The sequence below is a fragment of the Flavobacterium hibisci genome (assembly GCF_020026925.1).
Classification (GTDB): domain Bacteria; phylum Bacteroidota; class Bacteroidia; order Flavobacteriales; family Flavobacteriaceae; genus Flavobacterium; species Flavobacterium hibisci.
The window spans coordinates 12,536-31,244 of sequence record NZ_JAIQDW010000017.1 but is presented as its reverse complement, the minus strand read 5'-3'; the positions used below and the strand labels follow the sequence as shown (position 1 = coordinate 31,244).

Here is an 18,709-nt window from a genome sequence, read left to right as displayed (position 1 = left end):
AGAAGAAATTAGCGAAAATTTGTGTAATTCGTGGCAAAAAAAAATAAAAACACAATTCAAAATAAAAAATAAAATGAATCTGAAATATCTATTTGCACTGAGCATAAGCATGATGTTGACAGCACAAAGCGGATTTTCACAATCTGCAAAATCAAAAGCATTACCAAAAATCAAAGTTTACGAAAACAAGCATTATTTTGTTACTGAAGACGGAAAACCATTTTTCTGGCTTGGCGATACAGGCTGGCTGACATTCGGAAAACTGGACAGGGCAGGTGTAGAAAAATACCTTCAGGATCGAAAAGCAAAAGGATTCAATGTAGTTCAGGTAATGGTTTTGCATAATGTGAATGCTGTAAATGCGTATGGTGATCAGGCCTTAATGAATGATAATCTGTCTCAGCAAATTACGTCACCAGGCAACGATCCAAATGATGCTCCCGAATACGATTACTGGGATCACATAGATTATACTTTGGATGTAGCACAAAAAAACGGAATCTACCTTGCCATGGTGCCGGTTTGGGGTACTAATATTAGTAGTGCTAAAAGTAAAGTAACGAAAGCTGATGTTGAAAAATATGCCAAATTTTTAGCCGATCGATATAAAAAAAGAACCAATATAATCTGGCTGAACGGTGGCGATACTTACGGAGATAAATTTCAGGACATCTGGAACGCGCTCGGAAGTACTTTAAAAACCAATAATCCGGATCAGTTAGTGACTTTTCATCCTTTCGGAAGAACCGATTCTTCAGAGAATTTTCATAATGCAAGCTGGCTGGATTTCAATATGTTCCAGTCCGGTCACAGAAGATACGATCAGGATTCGGTGAAACCTTTCAAAGAAGATAATTACAAATTCGTTCATAGAGACTGGGATTTAAAACCAACCAAACCAACATTAGACGGAGAGCCATCATACGAAGGAATTCCGCATGGTTTGCATGACACCTTACAGCCAAAATGGACAGCAAGTGATGTACGTCGCTACGGCTACTGGTCGGTTTTTGCAGGCGGAGCAGGTTACACTTACGGACACAATGCCGTAATGCAAATGTTCAGAAAAGGAGACAATCCAGCTTACGGAAACAAAGAACTTTGGACATCAGCCATCAATGCACCCGGAGCCGGACAAATGGTACACATTAAAAATCTGATGTTGGAATTTCCCTACTTAGAAAGAGTTCCGGATCAGTCCTTAGTTGCCAATCAGGGAGAAAAATACGATTATCAGGTGGCAACAAGAGGAAATGATTATGCTTTGATTTATACCTATACCGGAAGAAAAATCACTGTCAATATGGGTAAAATTTCAGGAGATAAAGTAACCGCAACGTGGTACAACCCAAGAAACGGAAAAAAAACAAAGATTGGAGTTTTTGACAATAAAGGAACTAAAGAATTCCAGCCTTCCGGCAAAAAAGAAGATGGAAACGACTGGGTTTTAATTTTAAGTTCAAATAAATAAACACAAAATTGTCATCCCGAGAAACGAGGGATCTCCGCAAGAAACTAACACAAAGTTTATTCAGCATGTGGAGCTACTAACGGAGATCCCTCGTTTCTCGGGATGACAAAAATGAGAAGAAAATAACAACACTATGAAAATTAAAAATATCATAATACTACTCTGTTTAATCACCGGAATTAATTCAGCTTTCGCAAATGACGGCTGGTTAAACATCCTAAACGAAGGCGGAAACAACAAAGGAATAAAATGCACCGAAGCCATTCAAAAAGCCATCGATAATGCGTCAGCCAATGGAGGCGGAACCATATTTTTCCCAGCAGGTGAATATTTGACAGGCGCTTTAAAACTAAAAAGCAACATCACAATTCATTTGGATTCAGGAGCGCTTTTGAAATTTTCAGAGAACTTCGATGATTATCTTCCGTATGTCGAAATGCGTTATGAAGGAATCGTGATGCAGTCTTTCTCTCCATTATTTTACGCCAAAGACGTCGAAAATATTACCATCACAGGAAGAGGTGTAATAGATGGTCAGGGAAAAGCGTGGTGGAATGAAGTCTACCGAATCGAAACTGCCAAAGGTCCGATTCCGGAAACCAAATACCAAAAAATGTGGACGGAGCAAAACAAAGGAATTGTGTACGAGCCATATTACAAAAGAACGATTGACAAACATTTTTTCAGACCTTCTTTTTTTCAGGCTTATAATTGCAAAAATATTTTAATCGAAGGCGTTACCTTCAAAAATTCACCGTTCTGGACCATAAATCCTGAATTCTGCGACAACGTAACCGTAACCGGAATCTCGATTTTCAATCCGCATTCGCCAAACACAGACGGAATTAACCCTTCTTCCTGTACGAACGTTCACATTTCAGATTGCCACATCAGCGTAGGTGACGACTGTATCACCATCAAATCGGGTCGCGACGCAGACGGTCGGAAATACGGAAAAGCAACCGAAAACGTAACCATCACCAACTGTACCATGTTAAGCGGTCACGGAGGTGTGGTTATTGGAAGCGAAATGTCTGGCGGAATCAAAAAAATCACGATTTCCAATTGTGTTTTCGACGGAACCGATCGTGGAATCCGTATCAAAGCCGCACGTGGACGAGGTGGAGTGGTCGAAGAAATTCGCGTGAGCAATATAGTAATGAAAAACATCAAGGAAGAAGCTATCATCTTGGATTTATTCTACGACAAGGACAATCCGGTAGAGCCGGTTACAGAGCGCACGCCGATTTTCAGAAACATCCACATCAGCAACGTTACAGGTGGAAATGTCAACAAAGCCGGTTTCGTTCGCGGAATTGTCGAAATGCCAATCCAAAACATCACGTTCTCCAACATAAACATGGAAGGCAAGGAAGGTTTCACCGTCAACACGGCAACAGATGTAGAATTCCATGACGTAAAAGTCAACGCAACCATAGGTTCTTCTTTCAAAATTCTGGATGCAAAAAACCTGATTTTCGACAATGTAGGATCTTCAACGCCAATCAAAGGGGTGCCGGTTATCAAGATCGACAACGCTTCCAACATTATGATCAACAACAATTTCCCGTTCAACGCCACCGATGTTTTCATCGAAGCCAACGGAAAGGATACAAAGAATATTTTCCTTAAAAACAATGTGTTCAACAATGTGACTACAGTTGTGAAAAAAGGAAAAGATCTGGATAAAAAAGCGATTTCAGAATAAACAACGAGTATTCTGCAAGGTTTTTAAAACATAAGTGTTCGGAAAACATAAATTGGTTTAGTTTGCTAGGTTTTACACACAGTTTGTCATTCCGAGGAACGAGGAATCTCCGTTAGAAGCTCGACAAAGATTGGGGATTTTGATTGCGGAATTACTTGCGGAGATTCCTCGTTCCTCGGAATGACAAACTTTAAGGGTAATGTGTTCTGGAAATAGATAACTTTTACAGATTTTAGCAAATAACTTAACAATGAAACCTTTGGTAAGTATAAAAACATAACAATGAAAAAAATATTCATCATATTAACCCTTTCGCTTTTCGCTCTAAGCTATTCCCAAAAAAAGAAAGAAATTTTTCTTTTCACTTCTTTTCGTGAACCGGCTACGGAAGGTTTGTACCTGGCCTACAGCGAAGACGGTTACAACTGGAAAGGTTTAGAAAGCTCATTCCTAAAACCCGAAATTGGTGCCAGCAAAATCATGCGTGACCCGTCTATCACAAAAGGCGCCGACGGAACGTTTCATATGGTCTGGACAACCGACTGGAAAGGCGGAAACGGTTTTGGATACGCTAGTTCGAAAGATTTGATTCATTGGTCGGAACAACAATACATTCCCGTAATGAAACACGAACCCGAAGTCGTAAACGTGTGGGCGCCAGAGATTTTTTACGACGATGTCAAAAAAGAATACATCATTATCTGGGCATCTACAATTCCGTTCCGATTCGAAAGAGGAGTAGAAGACGAGAAAAACAACCACCGAATGTATTACGTAACTACTAAGGATTTCAAAACCTTTTCGGATACCAAATTATATTACGATCCAGGCTTTAGCGTCATCGATTGTGTCATCGTAAAAAAAGGCAAAAAGGATTATGTTTTGGTTCTGAAAGACAACACCAGACCCATGCGAAACATAGAAGTAGCTTTCGGGAAATCACCTTTAGGCCCATTCGAAAAAAGATCAAAACCCTTGACGGAATATTTATCTGAAGGGCCAACAGTCGTAAAAGTGGATAAAAACTGGTTGCTGTATTATGACAACTACGGTTCCAAAAATTATAAAGCTTTAAGCACGACCGATTTTGTGAAATTCGAAGATGTTTCCTCAAAAATAAAATTACCCGAAGGACACAAACACGGAACGATTACAACTATTTCCGCAGAAGTTCTAAAAGGATTAATTGAAAAAAAATAATGGATTTATTCGACCGCAGGATTCATAACCCTGAGGTCATGACATAAATAAAATAAAAATGATTGCATTTCAAAACATAAAAACCAATATCGTAACAGCGACAGCCCTTTTGTTAAGCTGTGTTGCAGTCAATTCGGCGCAAGCCCAACAAGACACGATACGATATACAGGTAAAACACTTTCTAATGTCGATTACCACCACGGGCAATTGAGTCCGGCAGTTGGCGTTCACGCAACGCAGATTATGCGCGCCAGCCGTGAACATCCTGAAAAAGCAGACGGATTCGGTTGGACTTACAATCATCAATCCATGATGGCGTATTGGAACAATACTTTTTACCTGCATTATTTGAGCGACCCGTCCGGAGAGCACATTCCGCCGAGCCAGACTTTTATAATGACTTCGAAAGACGGTGTAACCTGGACAAAACCAGCAGTGCTTTTCCCGATTTATCATGTTCCAGATGGATTCAAAAAAGAAGGTGTAGAAGGCGTTGCGAAAAACATCGATGCTATCATGCATCAGAGAATGGGCTTTTATGTTTCCTCTGATAACAGATTATTGGCGATAGGTTATTATGGAGTTGCATTAGACAAAAAAGATGATCCTAATGACGGAAAAGGAATTGGACGTGTCGTGCGTGAAATCTACAAAGACGGAACTTACGGCCCGATTTATTTTATCCGATACAATAAAACCGGAAATCCATTGCCAACGACTTTTCCATTTTATACCAAAAGCAAAGACAAAAAGTTCATCAAAGCTTGCAACGAGTTACTTTCTAAACCTCTGCTAATGCAACAATGGGTAGAAGAAGCCGATCGTGACGATGAATTGATTCCGTTAAAAAAACAATACAAAGCGTTCAATTATTACCATTTGCCAAACGGAAACGTAGTTGGTTTATGGAAATTTGCTTTAACTTCCTTAAGTAAAGACGAAGGCAAAACCTGGGAATACATTCCGGTAAGAGCGCCCGGATTTGTAAACAGTAATGCCAAAATCTGGGGACAAAAAACTTCGGATAACCGTTATGCGACTGTTTATAATCCTTCGGAATACCGTTGGCCATTGGCAATTTCAACTAGTGATGACGGATTGAATTACAAAGATTTATTGTTGGTTCACGGCGAAATTACCCCAATGCGTTACGGCGGAAATTACAAATCAGCAGGTCCGCAATACGTTCGCGGAATAAATGAAGGAGATGGAACTCCGCCCGATGGAAAACTTTGGGTAAGTTACAGTGTCAACAAAGAAGATATTTGGGTAGCTTCTGTTCCTGTTCCTGTGACCAGCGAAGTGAAAGACAACGTGAATGATGTTTTCAATAATTTGCCAAACGGCGAAGAATTAAAATTATGGAACACCTACGATTTATCGTGGGCATCCACAAAAATCGAAAAGAAAGCAGATGGCAAAAAATGCCTGACATTAAGAGATCAGGATTATTTTGACTATTCGCGTGCTGAGCGCGTGATTCCGTTTGCACAAAAAATGGAAGCGACTTTCACCGTAAAACCAGAACAAAATAACCACGGTTTACTGCAGGTGGAATTCCAAAACAAACAAGGATTGCCTGCGATCCGCATTGTTTTCGATAAAGACGGCGAAATAAAAGTAAAACATGGAGCCCGTCATGGCGGAATTGGAAAATACGAAGCTGGAAAAGATTATAAAATCACTGTAAAATTAGACGTAACTTCCCGTTCGTACACTGTAAAAGTGAATGATGGCAAAGAAACCAACAAAATTTTCTATGCACCGGTTGACGGAATTTCACGTATTATGTTCCGCACCGGAGAGCAACGTTACACACCAAATGCTGACACTGAGCCAGATACGCCGGATTTCACCGATTTACCGGATACAGGAAAATTAATTCCCGAAGCGGTTTTTAATATTGAGTCGTTGGTGACAAAGAAATTATAAAAAAATATAACCGCAAATTCCGCAAATTCACGCAAATATTTTAGCTCAAAGAAAAAGAATAATTAGTGAAAATTTGTGCAATTTGTGGCAAAAAAAAACATACACAGTGAAGTTTTTCAAAAACATATTATTCCTCTTTTGTCTTCTGATAACATTCATTTCGAATGCACAAATTTCTGCTGAACATTTGACCTGCGAATTGACCGAAAATCCATTGGCAGTTGTTCAAAACCAGCCAAGATTAAGCTGGCAGTTGGTTTCAAAAGAATTTTATGCCTCGCAAATAGGCTATCAGATTTTAGTTTCATCTTCGGAAGAAAAACTAAAAAATGGCGAAGGTGATATCTGGAACAGCGGAAGAGTAAATTCAGAGAAAAATCTTCAAATTACTTACAGCGGAACTCCGTTAAAAAGAGAAACCAAATATTTCTGGAAAGTCAAAGTGTGGAATCAAAAAGGCAAGGCGTCCAATTGGAGTAAAACAGCTTCGTTTAGAATGTCGCCTTTAGCATCAGATTTGAATCCAATCTGGATTGGAGCTATTACAAAAGCCGACAGCCATTTGCCGGAAGGCAGAAATTATCATACAGCGACCTTTAACAGACAGAAAAAAGACGCTCTGATCAATGCTTCGGATTCTTTGTCACGCAGAAGTATTATGTTGCGTAAGCCTTTCGAAGTAAAAAAAGAAATCAAGGAGGCCGTAGTTTACATTTCAGGTTTAGGGCATTATGAACTGACGATTAACGGAAAGAAAATCGGCAACAGTGAATTTGCGCCTTTGTGGACAGATTACGATAAAACTGTCAATTTCAATACCTACGAATTGACTGCAAGAGAACTTCAAAACGGAGAAAACGTAATTGGCGTTCTCTTAGGCAACGGAATGTATAATACTTTGGCCGAAAGATATTCTAAGTTTTACGTGAGTTTTGGTCCGCCGACTTTGTTTTTCAAAATGAAAGTCGTTTACAAAGACGGTTCCGAAGACATCATAAAATCAGACGAAAACTGGAAATACAGCAAAAGTCCGATTACTTACAATAGTATTTTTGGAGGAGAAGATTACAACGCCAATCTGGAACAAAAAGGCTGGAACAATAAAGATTTTAATGATGCCAATTGGAAAAAAGTAGTCGTTCAGGAAGCGCCAAAAGGAGTTTTAAGAGCGCAGACGACAACACCAGTTACGATCCAGAAACGTTATGATGTAAAAGAAGCAAAAGAACTGAAACCTAACTTTTTTATTTTCAATATGGGTCAGAACCTCTCCGGATTTACAACCATAAAAGTAAAAGGGAAAAAAGGCCAAACCGTTCGTGTATGGGTGGGCGAGAGTCTGAATGAAGACGGAACAGTAAGTCAGGGAAAAACGGGTAAACCTTACTATTACGATTATACCTTAAAAGGTGAAGGTATCGAAGAATGGCAACCGAAATTTAGTTTCTATGGTTATCAGTATGTTCAGATTGAAAACATCAATTACAAGAAAACCAAGGACGAAAAGCTTCCGACTTTGTTAGACTTAAAATCGAATTTCATTTACAATTCAGCAGGAGAAGCAGGAACCTTTGAATCTTCCAATGATATTTTCAATAAAACACATTTGCTGATTAATAACGCTATAAAAAGTAATTTCCAGAGCGTTTTCACCGATTGTCCGCAACGCGAAAAATTAGGTTGGCTCGAAGAAATTCATTTGAACGGACCAGGCCTGATGTTCAATTATAATCTGGAAAGTTTTATTCCGGCAACGATGCAGAACATTGAAGATTCGCAACGCGACAACGGATTAATTCCGACCATCGTTCCCGAATATGTAGTTTTTGGAGGCGACTTTACCGATTCACCTGAATGGGGAGTTACAGGCGTGATTCTGCCGTGGATGTATTACGAATATTATGGCGATGCGTCATTGATTGAGAAATATTATCCGGTAATGAAAAAGTACGTAGATTATTTAGGAACCAAAGCGACGAATCATATCGTTTCGCACGGATTGGGCGACTGGTATGATTACGGCACACATGCAGCAGGATATTCCAAAAATAGTCCGATTGCACTTTCGGCAACTTCACATTATTTTTATGGAACAAGTTTAGTTGCAAAAGCGGCAAAACTATTGAATAAAACGGAAGATATTGCGAAATATGAGACCTTGACTTGGGATATTAAAAACGCTTTCAATAAGGAGTTTTTCAATTCAGAAACCAAGCAATACGGAACCAGCAGTCAGTTTAGCAACGCCGTTCCGATCTTTATGGATATCGTAGAACCGCAATATAAATCGGCAGTGATGCAGAATTTATTGGCCGATATCAAAGCCAAAGGCGACCGATTAACGACAGGCGATGTTGGAAACCGTTATTTGTTTCAGGCTTTGGCACGAAACGGCGAAAACGAAACGATGTACAAGATGAACAACCATTACGATGCACCAGGTTATGGTTTTCAGATAAAATTCGGACTAACGACTCTCACCGAACAATGGGATCCGCGCAAAGGAAATTCGTGGAATCACTTTATGATGGGACAAATCGAAGAATGGTTTTACCAAAGTTTAGCCGGAATTGTGCCTGATGAAAAAAATCCGGGATTCAAACATTTCTTCATTCAGCCGGAAGTGGTAGGCAATATGACTTTTGTAAAAGCAACTTACCAATCGATTTATGGAAAAATTGCTTCAGCCTGGGAAAAGAAAGATGGAAAATTAATCCTGAAAGTCGAAATTCCTGCCAATACATCAGCGACAATAAAATTGCCAATCGCCAATAATTCAGAAATAAAAGTCAATGGAAAACCGATTAAAAATTTGAAATTAGGTTCAGGAAAATATACAATAGAATGTAAGTTGTAAGTTGTAAAATGTGATTTGTAAAAATGTCAGATCACTTTTTTCATATACAAGGAAAATCAATTGCCTCCAGTTTTAACTGGAGGTTACAAATAATAAAAGTTACAAGGCTTTAGCCAAATTAAAAAGTTCGGCTAAAGCCAATATTGAAATCAAATTATTATCCTCCAGCTAAAGCAGGAGGCAAACTAAAACAATTTTTAAATGAAATGAAAAATTTAAAAAACATAACTTTTACGTTACTGATCTCAATTTTCACATTGACGTTTGCGAATGCACAATGCACATCGGATACAAATTTCAGAAAACCCGTTTCAGAAACACTTCAAAAAATTGGAACCATCTTTAATGTGACTATAAACGACGACCGCGGATTGTTAAAAGGAAAAGAACTCGATTATGCTGATTGGCGAATCGAACCCGGAAATCTTCCAATTTCACTAACCAATATTCTGGCTCCATTTGAATTGATGTATTTCAAACAGCCTGATGGAACCTACATCATTCGAAAATACGAAAACCATAAAGTTTCGGTCGATAAAGGAAAAGAACGTTTGGACTATTTGGCCACTTTATATTCCAATGCTTCCGATTGGGAAGTACGTAAAAAAGAAATAAAAGCCTGTATGATGACGTCATTCGGTTTGGACAAAGCACCGCCAATGCCAAAATCAAAACCGATTTTGACACCAAAAAGAATCTACAAAGATTACAGCGTTGAGAACATCGCGCTGGAAATTCTTCCGGGCGTTTACACTACGGGATCGATTTACAAACCGTATCCGTTAAATAAAAAATCGGCGATTATCTTAACGCCCGACGGTCATTTCGGTGACGGAAGATACAGAAAAGACGAGCAGTACCGTTGTGCCATAATGGCCAAAATGGGCGCCATTGTAGTAAGTTACGACCTGTTTGCCTGGGGCGAATCACTGCTTCAGTTCCCAACAGAAACGCATCGAAACAGCATTGCGTCGACGGTTCAGGTATTGAGTGGAATCCGTTTGCTGGATTATTTATCGACTCAAAAAAATGTAGATATGACTCGCGTTGGCGTTACAGGCGGTTCCGGCGGAGGTTCGCACACGATGTTTTTAGGCGCTTTAGATGACCGAATCAAAGTTACCGCTCCGGTAGTGATGGTTTCGTCGCATTTTTCAGGCGGTTGTCCGTGCGAGAGCGGTCGCGGAATTCACCTTTGTGGCAACGGAACCAATAATGCCGAAATCTCGGCGATGATGGCTCCAAAACCGCAGTTAATCGTTTCCGACGGAAAAGACTGGACACTGGCCGTTCCCGAGTTGGAATTCCCTTTCATCCAAAGAACTTACGAACTGTACGGAAAGAAAGATTTGGTTGAAAATGCTCATTTTGCCAAAGAGGGACACGATTTCGGCGTTTCAAAACGTATGGCTTTGTATCCCTTTATGGCAAAATATTTAGGTCTGGATCTGAACAAAGTAAAGAACGAAAAAGGCGAAATCGACGAGTCAACCTGCGTGATTGAACCGTATGATAAATTATATGTTTTTGGCAACAAAGCCGAAAATCTGCCGAAAAACGCATTGAAAGACATTAACAAATTATATGACATGTTCGGAGAAAAAAATCTGAAAATCTATGAGGTCAAGAAGTAATAGTTGGGCGTGACCCAATTTGAAAAAGGGGGCAACTCTCGAAACCGCTTAGTCGCCCCCTTTCTCAAATCCGGTCGGGCTATCCGCGCTACTTCGGTAGCCAGCTCTTATCCCTCACGCGCTCTGGTAACTCAAGAATATTTGTCTTTTGATTATTAGGTTCCGTGAATAAAGAGCCAGAGGCTCGACACATTTTGTAGGGACGGGTTTCAACCCGTTTATAAAGGAAGCATAAAATAAAGATCCGTAGGATCGGTTCATATGTAATGAATTGAGGTAAATAAAATGAATCATCCCTACGGGATTTGACATGATGGACGAATTTATCTTCAACGGATTAAAATCCGTTGCTACAATATAAACCGAGCCGATGGCTCTGAAACCATAGTTAATAACGTTACATTGACATTCTAGTAGAAATGTAGCATTAGTTAAAAAAATAAAATATGAAATTAAAAAATAAAATTACAGCCATCTGTTTCGGAATTGTTTCCTTCGCCACAACGGCACAAAATAACACCGATCTCAAACTTTGGTACGACAAACCCGCAACCATTTGGAATGAAGCTTTGCCTTTGGGTAACGGCCGATTGGGAGCAATGGTTTTTGGCGATCCATCGGTGGAGCGTCTGCAGTTGAACGAAGAAACCATCTGGGCAGGTTCGCCAAACAGCAATGCCCACACCAAATCGATTGAGGCCTTGCCAAAAGTAAGACAGCTGGTTTTCGAAGGGAAGTTTGATGAAGCACAGGATCTGGCTACTCGTGATATTATGTCACAAACCAATGACGGAATGCCGTATCAGACTTTCGGAAGCGTTTATATTTCGTTTCCCGGGCATCAAAAATACACAAATTACTACCGTGATCTGAATATTGAAAACGCTACAGCAAAAGTAAAATACACCGTAAACGGAGTAGAATTCACCAGAGAAATTTTGACCGCTTTTGCAGATCAGGTGATTGTGGTAAAATTGTCGGCAAGTCAACCGGGACAAATTACGGCCAATGTTTTTATGAACAGCCCGATTGATAAAACCGTTCCGTCAACAGAAGGAAATCAAATAATCCTTTCGGGGGTTGGGACAAATTTTGAAAACGTAAAAGGAAAAGTAAAATTTCAGGGAAGAATCGAAGCCAAAAACAAAGGTGGAGAAGTTTCGGCAAGCAACGGAATTTTAAGCATCAACAAAGCCGATGAGGTGACGCTTTATATTTCGATAGCGACTAATTTTAAAAACTATAAGGACATTACCGAAGACGAAATCGCAAAAAGTAAATCCTTTTTGGAAAAAGCCTTACCAAAAAGTTTTGACGATATCAAAAAAGCACATATTGCCTATTATCAAAAATTCTTCAACAGAGTGGCTTTGGATTTAGGTAAAAATGATTTGGTTGCCAAACCTACAAACGAAAGAATCCGTGATTTCAAGACCCAATTCGATCCGCAATTGGCGAGTTTGTATTTCCAATTTGGACGCTATTTGTTGATTTCGAGTTCACAACCGGGAGGTCAGCCTGCCAATCTACAGGGAATCTGGAACGATATGGTGACACCGCCTTGGGACAGTAAATACACCACAAACATCAATGCCGAAATGAATTATTGGCCTGCAGAAGTAACCAATCTTTCGGAAATGCACGAGCCTTTTATCCAAATGGCAAAAGAGCTGAGCGTGACGGGAGCAGAAACGGCGAAGATGATGTATAACGCCAAAGGTTGGGTCCTACACCATAATACGGATATTTGGAGAGTAACCGCTCCGGTTGACCAGGCCGCTTCAGGAATGTGGCCAACGGGCGGTGCCTGGGTTTGTCAGGATTTGTGGGAACGTTATTTGTACACAGGAGACAAAAAATATTTGGCAGAGGTTTATCCGATTATAAAAGGTTCAGCGAGTTTCTTTCTGGATTTTATGATTAAAGATCCGAATACAGGATATTTGGTAGTTGTGCCTTCAAGTTCTCCTGAAAACACGCACGCAGGCGGAACCGGAAAATCGACAATTGCATCAGGAACTACAATGGACAATCAACTGGTTTTCGATTTATTTACACACGTAATCGAAGCTTCGAAACTGGTAGCTCCAGATGCTGATTTTACCAAAAGAGTTCAGGAAGCTTTAAACAAAATGGCTCCGATGAAAGTCGGAAAACACAGTCAGTTGCAGGAGTGGCAGGACGATTGGGACAACCCAAAAGACAATCACCGACACGTTTCGCATTTGTACGGCTTGTTTCCGAGTAATCAGATTTCGCCAATTAAAACACCGGAATTGTTTGAAGCGTCTAAACAATCTTTAATTTACAGAACCGATGAATCCACAGGCTGGTCAATGGGCTGGAAAGTGAATTTATGGGCCAGATTATTAGACGGAAATCACGCTTACAAACTGATTCAGGATCAATTACACTTGGTAACCGCTGATCAAAGAAAAGGTGGCGGAACCTACCCAAATATGCTCGATGCACACCAGCCATTTCAGATTGACGGAAACTTTGGCTGTACTGCCGGAATCGCAGAAATGCTAATGCAGAGTCAGGAAGATGCGATTCATTTATTGCCTGCTTTGCCAACGGTTTGGAAAGACGGAAGCATCAAAGGTTTGGTGACGCGAGGCGGATTTGTAATTGATATGACCTGGAAAAACAACAAAGTTTCGACTTTGAAAGTGTATTCAAAATTAGGTGGAAACTGTAGATTGAAACTGGAAAACACTTTGAAAGCAGACAAAGGAATTGCACTTAAAAAAGCAAAAGGAAAAAATCCGAATCCGTTGTTTTATGATGTGGAAGTGAAAAAACCAATTATTTCTAAAGAAGCGAAATTGCCTAAAGTACAGTTGCCGAAGTATAATGAATATGATGTGGAAATGAAGGCAGGGCAGACGTATAGTTTTTCTGGGAATTAGTCATTGCGAGGAACGAAGCAATCACATTTGCTTTATCCGTTTCAATGATTCACTGAGTTTGCTTAGGATAGTGAGTTTGCTTCGTTCCTCGCAATGACTTTGATTGAGCATTTTGATTGTAGAGTTACTTGTGGAGATCCTCGTTCCTCGGAATGACAAATCGGGGCGAAAAGAAATAAAATTAATAAACCTACAAGGTTTTGGAAACCTTGCAGGAGTGGGAAGCCGAGAATGTTTTCCGCGTGAGTGATGGCAGTGGAGCTCTTTTTTTGAGAGGCTTTTTCAGCCGAACAAAAAAAAGCGGGAACGTACAGCACGACCCGAAGTTGCGAGGAGGGACGACGGAGCAATCTGAGGGTCACGCCATAATTAATAAAATAATCATTTTGAATATGTTATATCATTTTAAATATAAAATAATCTTTTTTGTAATTTTGATTGCTTCATTGAGCAGTTGCAAATCGGGTGCGGGGCATTCTCAAAAAGGGAAATCGGTCGTTTTAGAGCAAAAAAACTTCAAGCATTATGTGGATTATTTCAACAAGATGGAGGACGAGAATCTGAAATTTGCGATTCCGAATGACAGTGCTTGGTCTTGGATGGAAAAGAATATTCCGCTGTTTGAATGTCCACAGCAGAATTTTGAGGAAATTTATTATTATCGTTGGTGGACGGCTCGAAAACACATCAAGAAAACGCCATTGGGTTATGGAATCACGGAGTTTTTGGTGGATCGTTCGTATGCCGATAAATACAATTTGATTGCTTGTGCGGTGGGGCATCACATCAATGAATTTCGCTGGGTTCACGATCCAAAATATATTGAACAGGATGTGAAAATCTGGTACCGGGGCAATGACGGAAAACCGATGGGTAAATTGTATAAATTCAGTAGCTGGACGGCTGATGCTTTGTACAATCGCTATTTGGTGAATAAGGATGAGAAATTTTTATTGGATATGTATCCGGATATGGTGACGGATTATGCCGTTTGGGAAAAAGACCGTCAGCGCAAGGATGGTTTGTTTTGGCAGCACGATGTAAAAGACGGGATGGAAGAGTCGTTGAGCGGAGGTCGAAAAGTACAAAATGCAAGACCAACAATTAATAGTTATATGTATGGAAATGCTGTGGCAATTTCTAAAATGGCGGAGATGAAAGGCGATAAGGAAGCGGAAGCCAAATTTAAAGCTAAAGCGGATGTTTTGCAACAGTTGGTAGAAACCAAATTATGGAATTCGAAAAGTGAATTTTTTGAAACTTTTACGGAGAAAGATACACTGGCGCAGGTAAGAGAGGCGATTGGATTTATTCCGTGGTATTTTAATCTGCCACAAAAAGATAAAGGTTTCGAAAAAGCCTGGGAGCAGATTAAGGATGAAAAAGGGTTTTCGGCACCGTTTGGATTGACAACTGCCGAGCGCAGAAGTCCGCGTTTCAGGACTCATGGAACCGGAACCTGTGAATGGGACGGAGCGATTTGGCCTTTTGCGAGTTCGCAGACTTTGACGGCTTTGGCCAATGTTTTAAATAATTACGATCAAACTTTCGTTGCTAAAACCGATTATTTCAAACAGATGAATTTGTATGTTGAATCGCAATATTACAGAGGAAGACCTTATATTGGCGAATATCTGGACGAAAAAACGGGTTATTGGTTAATGGGCGACAAAGAGCGTAGCCGTTATTACAACCATTCGACTTTTAACGATTTGATGATTACGGGATTGGTTGGTTTGCGCCCGAGAGCGGATGAGAAAATTGAAGTGAATCCATTGATTCCACAGGAAAAATGGGATTGGTTTTGTCTGGATAATGTTTTGTATCACGGGAATATTATTACGATTCTTTGGGACAAAACTGGTGAGAAATATCATAAAGGAAAAGGTTTCAGAATCTTTAAAAACGGAAAGGAAATTGCGGTTTCTGAAAAATTGGAGAAATTAGTGGCAGAATAAAAAATTAAGATTACGTCTAGTTTGTCATTCCAAGGAACGAGGAATCTCCATTAGTGGCTCTACAAAGATTGACGATTTTGATTGTGGAGTTTCTTGCGAAGATTCTTCCTTCGTCACAATGACAAAAATGAGAAAAAATCTGCTTGATCTGCTAAATCTGCGTGAGAAAAAATTATAGCAAATCAGCTTAAAAAATATAACAATGAAAAAGCTTTTTTTACATCTTACATTAATCATTGCACTTTTTACATTTTCGGCGAAAGCCCAAACAAAAATCAGTGTTACAAACCTGCAATGCGAAATGCTGACCAATCCGGAAGGAATTGACGTTTTAAAACCGCGTTTGAGCTGGCAAATACAATCGGATTTGAATGATGTAAAACAAAAGTCCTATCAAATTTTGGTGGCTTCCACTTTAGAAAACCTGAATGCGAACAAAGCCGATTTATGGGACAGCGGAAAAGTAGATAGCGATGCTTCTGTGAATGTCATTTACAACGGAAAAAAGCTCGGAGACCGACAAAATGCGTTTTGGAAAGTAATTGTTTTTACGAATAAAGGCGAAATAAAATCGGCAGAAACTGCTCATTTCAGCATCGGGATTTTAACCTATGCCGACTGGAAATCTACACGCTGGATTGGGTATGAAAAATTGTCGAAAGATGACAGTATTTCCCAATATTCTAAATTGTCTGCTCGTTATCTGCGAAAAGAAATCAACCTTAAAAAACAGGTCAAAAATGCCAAGGTGTACATCATGGGAATGGGCTTGTATGAGCTGTATATTAACGGAAATAAAATTGGCGATCAGGTTTTGGCACCCGTTCCGACGGATTACACCAAAAACGTAAAATACAATGTTTTTGATGTGACTTCGCAATTAAAGGAAGGAAAAAATATGCTGGGAACGATTTTAGGGAATGGACGTTTTTTTGCCATGCGTCAGGATTACAAACCGTATAAAATCAAATCGTTTGGTTTTCCGAAAATGGCTATGCAATTGTTTGTCGAATATACCGATGGAAGCAAAGAAGTAATCCGAACAGATGACACTTGGAAATTAACTACCGATGGACCAATTCTTTCCAACAACGAATACGACGGTGAAGAATATGATGCCCGAAAAGAAATGAAAGGCTGGGCGACGACCAATTTTGACGATAAAAACTGGGTAAACGCCAGATATGTTCAGGAACCGGGCGGTTTTTACGAAGCGCAGATGTCGCCGTATATGAAAATTATGGGCGAAGTAAAACCAATTTCGATTAAAGCGACCGCAAAAGGGACTTACATCTTAGATATGGGTCAGAATATGGTGGGCTGGCTGCGACTAAAAGTAAAAGGAAAAAGCGGAGACAAAATCACAATGAAATTTGCCGAATCGTTGCAGAAAGACGGTTCGTTGTACATTGCCAATTTGCGTGATGCAAAAACGACAGATGTGTATACTTTAAAAGGCGAAGGCGAAGAAATCTGGGAACCAAGATTTATTTTTCACGGGTTTCGATTTGTAGAAATTTCAGGTTTTCCGACCAAACCGACATTGGATAATTTCGTTGGAAAAGTGGTGTATGACGATTTAAAAACAACAGGAACTTTCGAATCTTCGGATGCGACGATGAACCAGATTTTTAAAAATGCCTGGTGGGGAATTAGCGGGAATTACAAAGGAATGCCTATCGATTGTCCGCAACGAAATGAGCGTCAGCCTTGGTTGGGAGATCGAACCACGGGTGCTTATGGTGAAAGTTTTTTATTCAACAATCAGACGTTGTATGCCAAATGGCTGGACGATATAAAATATTCACAGACACAGGACGGAGGATTGCCGGATGTGGCGCCGGCATTTTGGCGTTATTACGGAGATAATGTGACCTGGCCGGGAACCTATATTACGGTGGGAGATATGCTGTATCAACAATTTGGTGATGCGGAAGTGATTAAAAAACAATACCCATCAATGAAAAAATGGATGGTGTATATGGAGGAAAATTATCTTCAAAATGATTTAATGGATAAGGATAAATACGGTGATTGGTGTGTTCCACCTGAATCGTTGGAATTGATTCGTTCCAAAGATCCTGCGCGTTTAACCGATGGACAATTGTTATCGAGTGCGTTTTATTACCAGCTTTTGACGATTATGAAAAAGTTTGCCGTAATCGCAAAGGCAGATGCTGATGTTGCTTATTATGATGAATTGGCTCAACGAATCAAAAAAGCATTCAATGCTAAATTTTTAAATACCGAGAAAAACTATTACGCGAATAATACCGTGACAGCAAACGTTCTGCCATTGGCTTTCGGTTTGGTTCCTGAAAATCTGATTGATAAGGTTTTTCAGAATATGGTTTACGAAGTGGAGGTAACGAAACAAGGGCATATCAGCACGGGAGTTATCGGGACGCAGTTTTTAATGCGAACGCTGACGAATTTTGGAAGAGGGGATTTGGCTTTCAAATTAGCCTCAAATAAAACCTATCCAAGCTGGGGTTATATGGTCGAAAATGGTGCCACTACCATTTGGGAATTATGGAACGGAAACACCGCTGATCCCACTATGAATTCGCAAAATCACGTAATGCTTTTGGGTGATTTATTGATCTGGTACTACGAAAATATGGCGGGGATCATGAGCAATCCCGAAACTCCGGGTTTCAAACAAATCATTATGAAACCGGATTTCAACGCCGGATTGACTTTTGTAAATGCTTCTTACGAATCGATTTACGGAGTAATTAAAAGCGACTGGAAGAAAAGCAAAAATACGTTGCAATGGAAAATTACGATCCCTGCCAATTCATCGGCAGTGGTATATTTGCCAACAAAAAATCCCTCTTCGGTAACAGTGAACAATCAGAAACTGGAGAAATCATCTTCTTATAAAACAGAAAATAACAACATTGTCCTGACTTTAGAATCGGGTTCTTATGTTTTGAATGTGAAGTAAACGACACTTAATACAGGACGGTACAGGTCACTTGACTATTTTTTTAGTGTTATTTTTACACTTAATGAAATTTTATATTCGGATAT

Annotated in this window: 9 protein-coding genes; all 9 read left to right on the top strand. The window is 39.8% G+C overall.

Annotated elements, in window-relative coordinates; translation table 11 throughout:
- The first annotated feature begins 73 nt into the window (after positions 1 to 73).
- The 9 genes from K8B81_RS16030 to K8B81_RS15990 all read left to right on the top strand — a co-directional run bounded on the left by K8B81_RS16030 (position 74) and on the right by K8B81_RS15990 (position 18,623).
- Positions 74 to 1,471, top strand: coding sequence for a glycoside hydrolase family 140 protein (locus K8B81_RS16030; RefSeq protein ID WP_223682571.1), 1,398 nt, complete (start codon positions 74 to 76; stop codon positions 1,469 to 1,471).
- A gap of 133 nt (positions 1,472 to 1,604) precedes the next feature.
- The gene (locus K8B81_RS16025) at positions 1,605 to 3,179 is read left to right on the top strand and encodes a glycoside hydrolase family 28 protein (protein ID WP_223682570.1); all 1,575 of its coding nucleotides are present in this window, start codon (positions 1,605 to 1,607) and stop codon (positions 3,177 to 3,179) included.
- A gap of 282 nt (positions 3,180 to 3,461) precedes the next feature.
- Positions 3,462 to 4,379, top strand: a complete 918-nt coding sequence (locus K8B81_RS16020; protein WP_223682569.1) for a glycoside hydrolase family 43 protein — start codon at positions 3,462 to 3,464, stop codon at positions 4,377 to 4,379.
- 58 nt (positions 4,380 to 4,437) lie between these two features.
- Positions 4,438 to 6,312: an exo-alpha-sialidase gene (locus tag K8B81_RS16015; RefSeq protein WP_223682568.1), complete on the top strand. Its 1,875-nt coding sequence runs from the start codon at positions 4,438 to 4,440 to the stop codon at positions 6,310 to 6,312.
- A gap of 106 nt (positions 6,313 to 6,418) precedes the next feature.
- Positions 6,419 to 9,169: a glycoside hydrolase family 78 protein gene (locus tag K8B81_RS16010; RefSeq protein ID WP_223682567.1), complete on the top strand. Its 2,751-nt coding sequence runs from the start codon at positions 6,419 to 6,421 to the stop codon at positions 9,167 to 9,169.
- Positions 9,170 to 9,375: 206 nt separating this feature from the next.
- Positions 9,376 to 10,803, top strand: a complete 1,428-nt coding sequence (locus K8B81_RS16005) for a glucuronyl esterase domain-containing protein (RefSeq protein WP_223682566.1) — start codon at positions 9,376 to 9,378, stop codon at positions 10,801 to 10,803.
- Positions 10,804 to 11,249: 446 nt separating this feature from the next.
- Positions 11,250 to 13,715 (top strand): glycoside hydrolase family 95 protein, encoded by a 2,466-nt coding sequence (locus tag K8B81_RS16000; protein WP_223682565.1) that lies wholly within the window; start codon positions 11,250 to 11,252, stop codon positions 13,713 to 13,715.
- Positions 13,716 to 13,915: 200 nt separating this feature from the next.
- Positions 13,916 to 15,673: an MGH1-like glycoside hydrolase domain-containing protein gene (locus K8B81_RS15995; RefSeq protein ID WP_223682564.1), complete on the top strand. Its 1,758-nt coding sequence runs from the start codon at positions 13,916 to 13,918 to the stop codon at positions 15,671 to 15,673.
- A 202-nt stretch (positions 15,674 to 15,875) separates the two neighbouring features.
- On the top strand, positions 15,876 to 18,623 hold the full coding sequence (locus K8B81_RS15990; protein ID WP_223682563.1) for a glycoside hydrolase family 78 protein: 2,748 nt from the start codon (positions 15,876 to 15,878) through the stop codon (positions 18,621 to 18,623).
- The last annotated feature ends 86 nt before the right edge of the window (positions 18,624 to 18,709 follow it).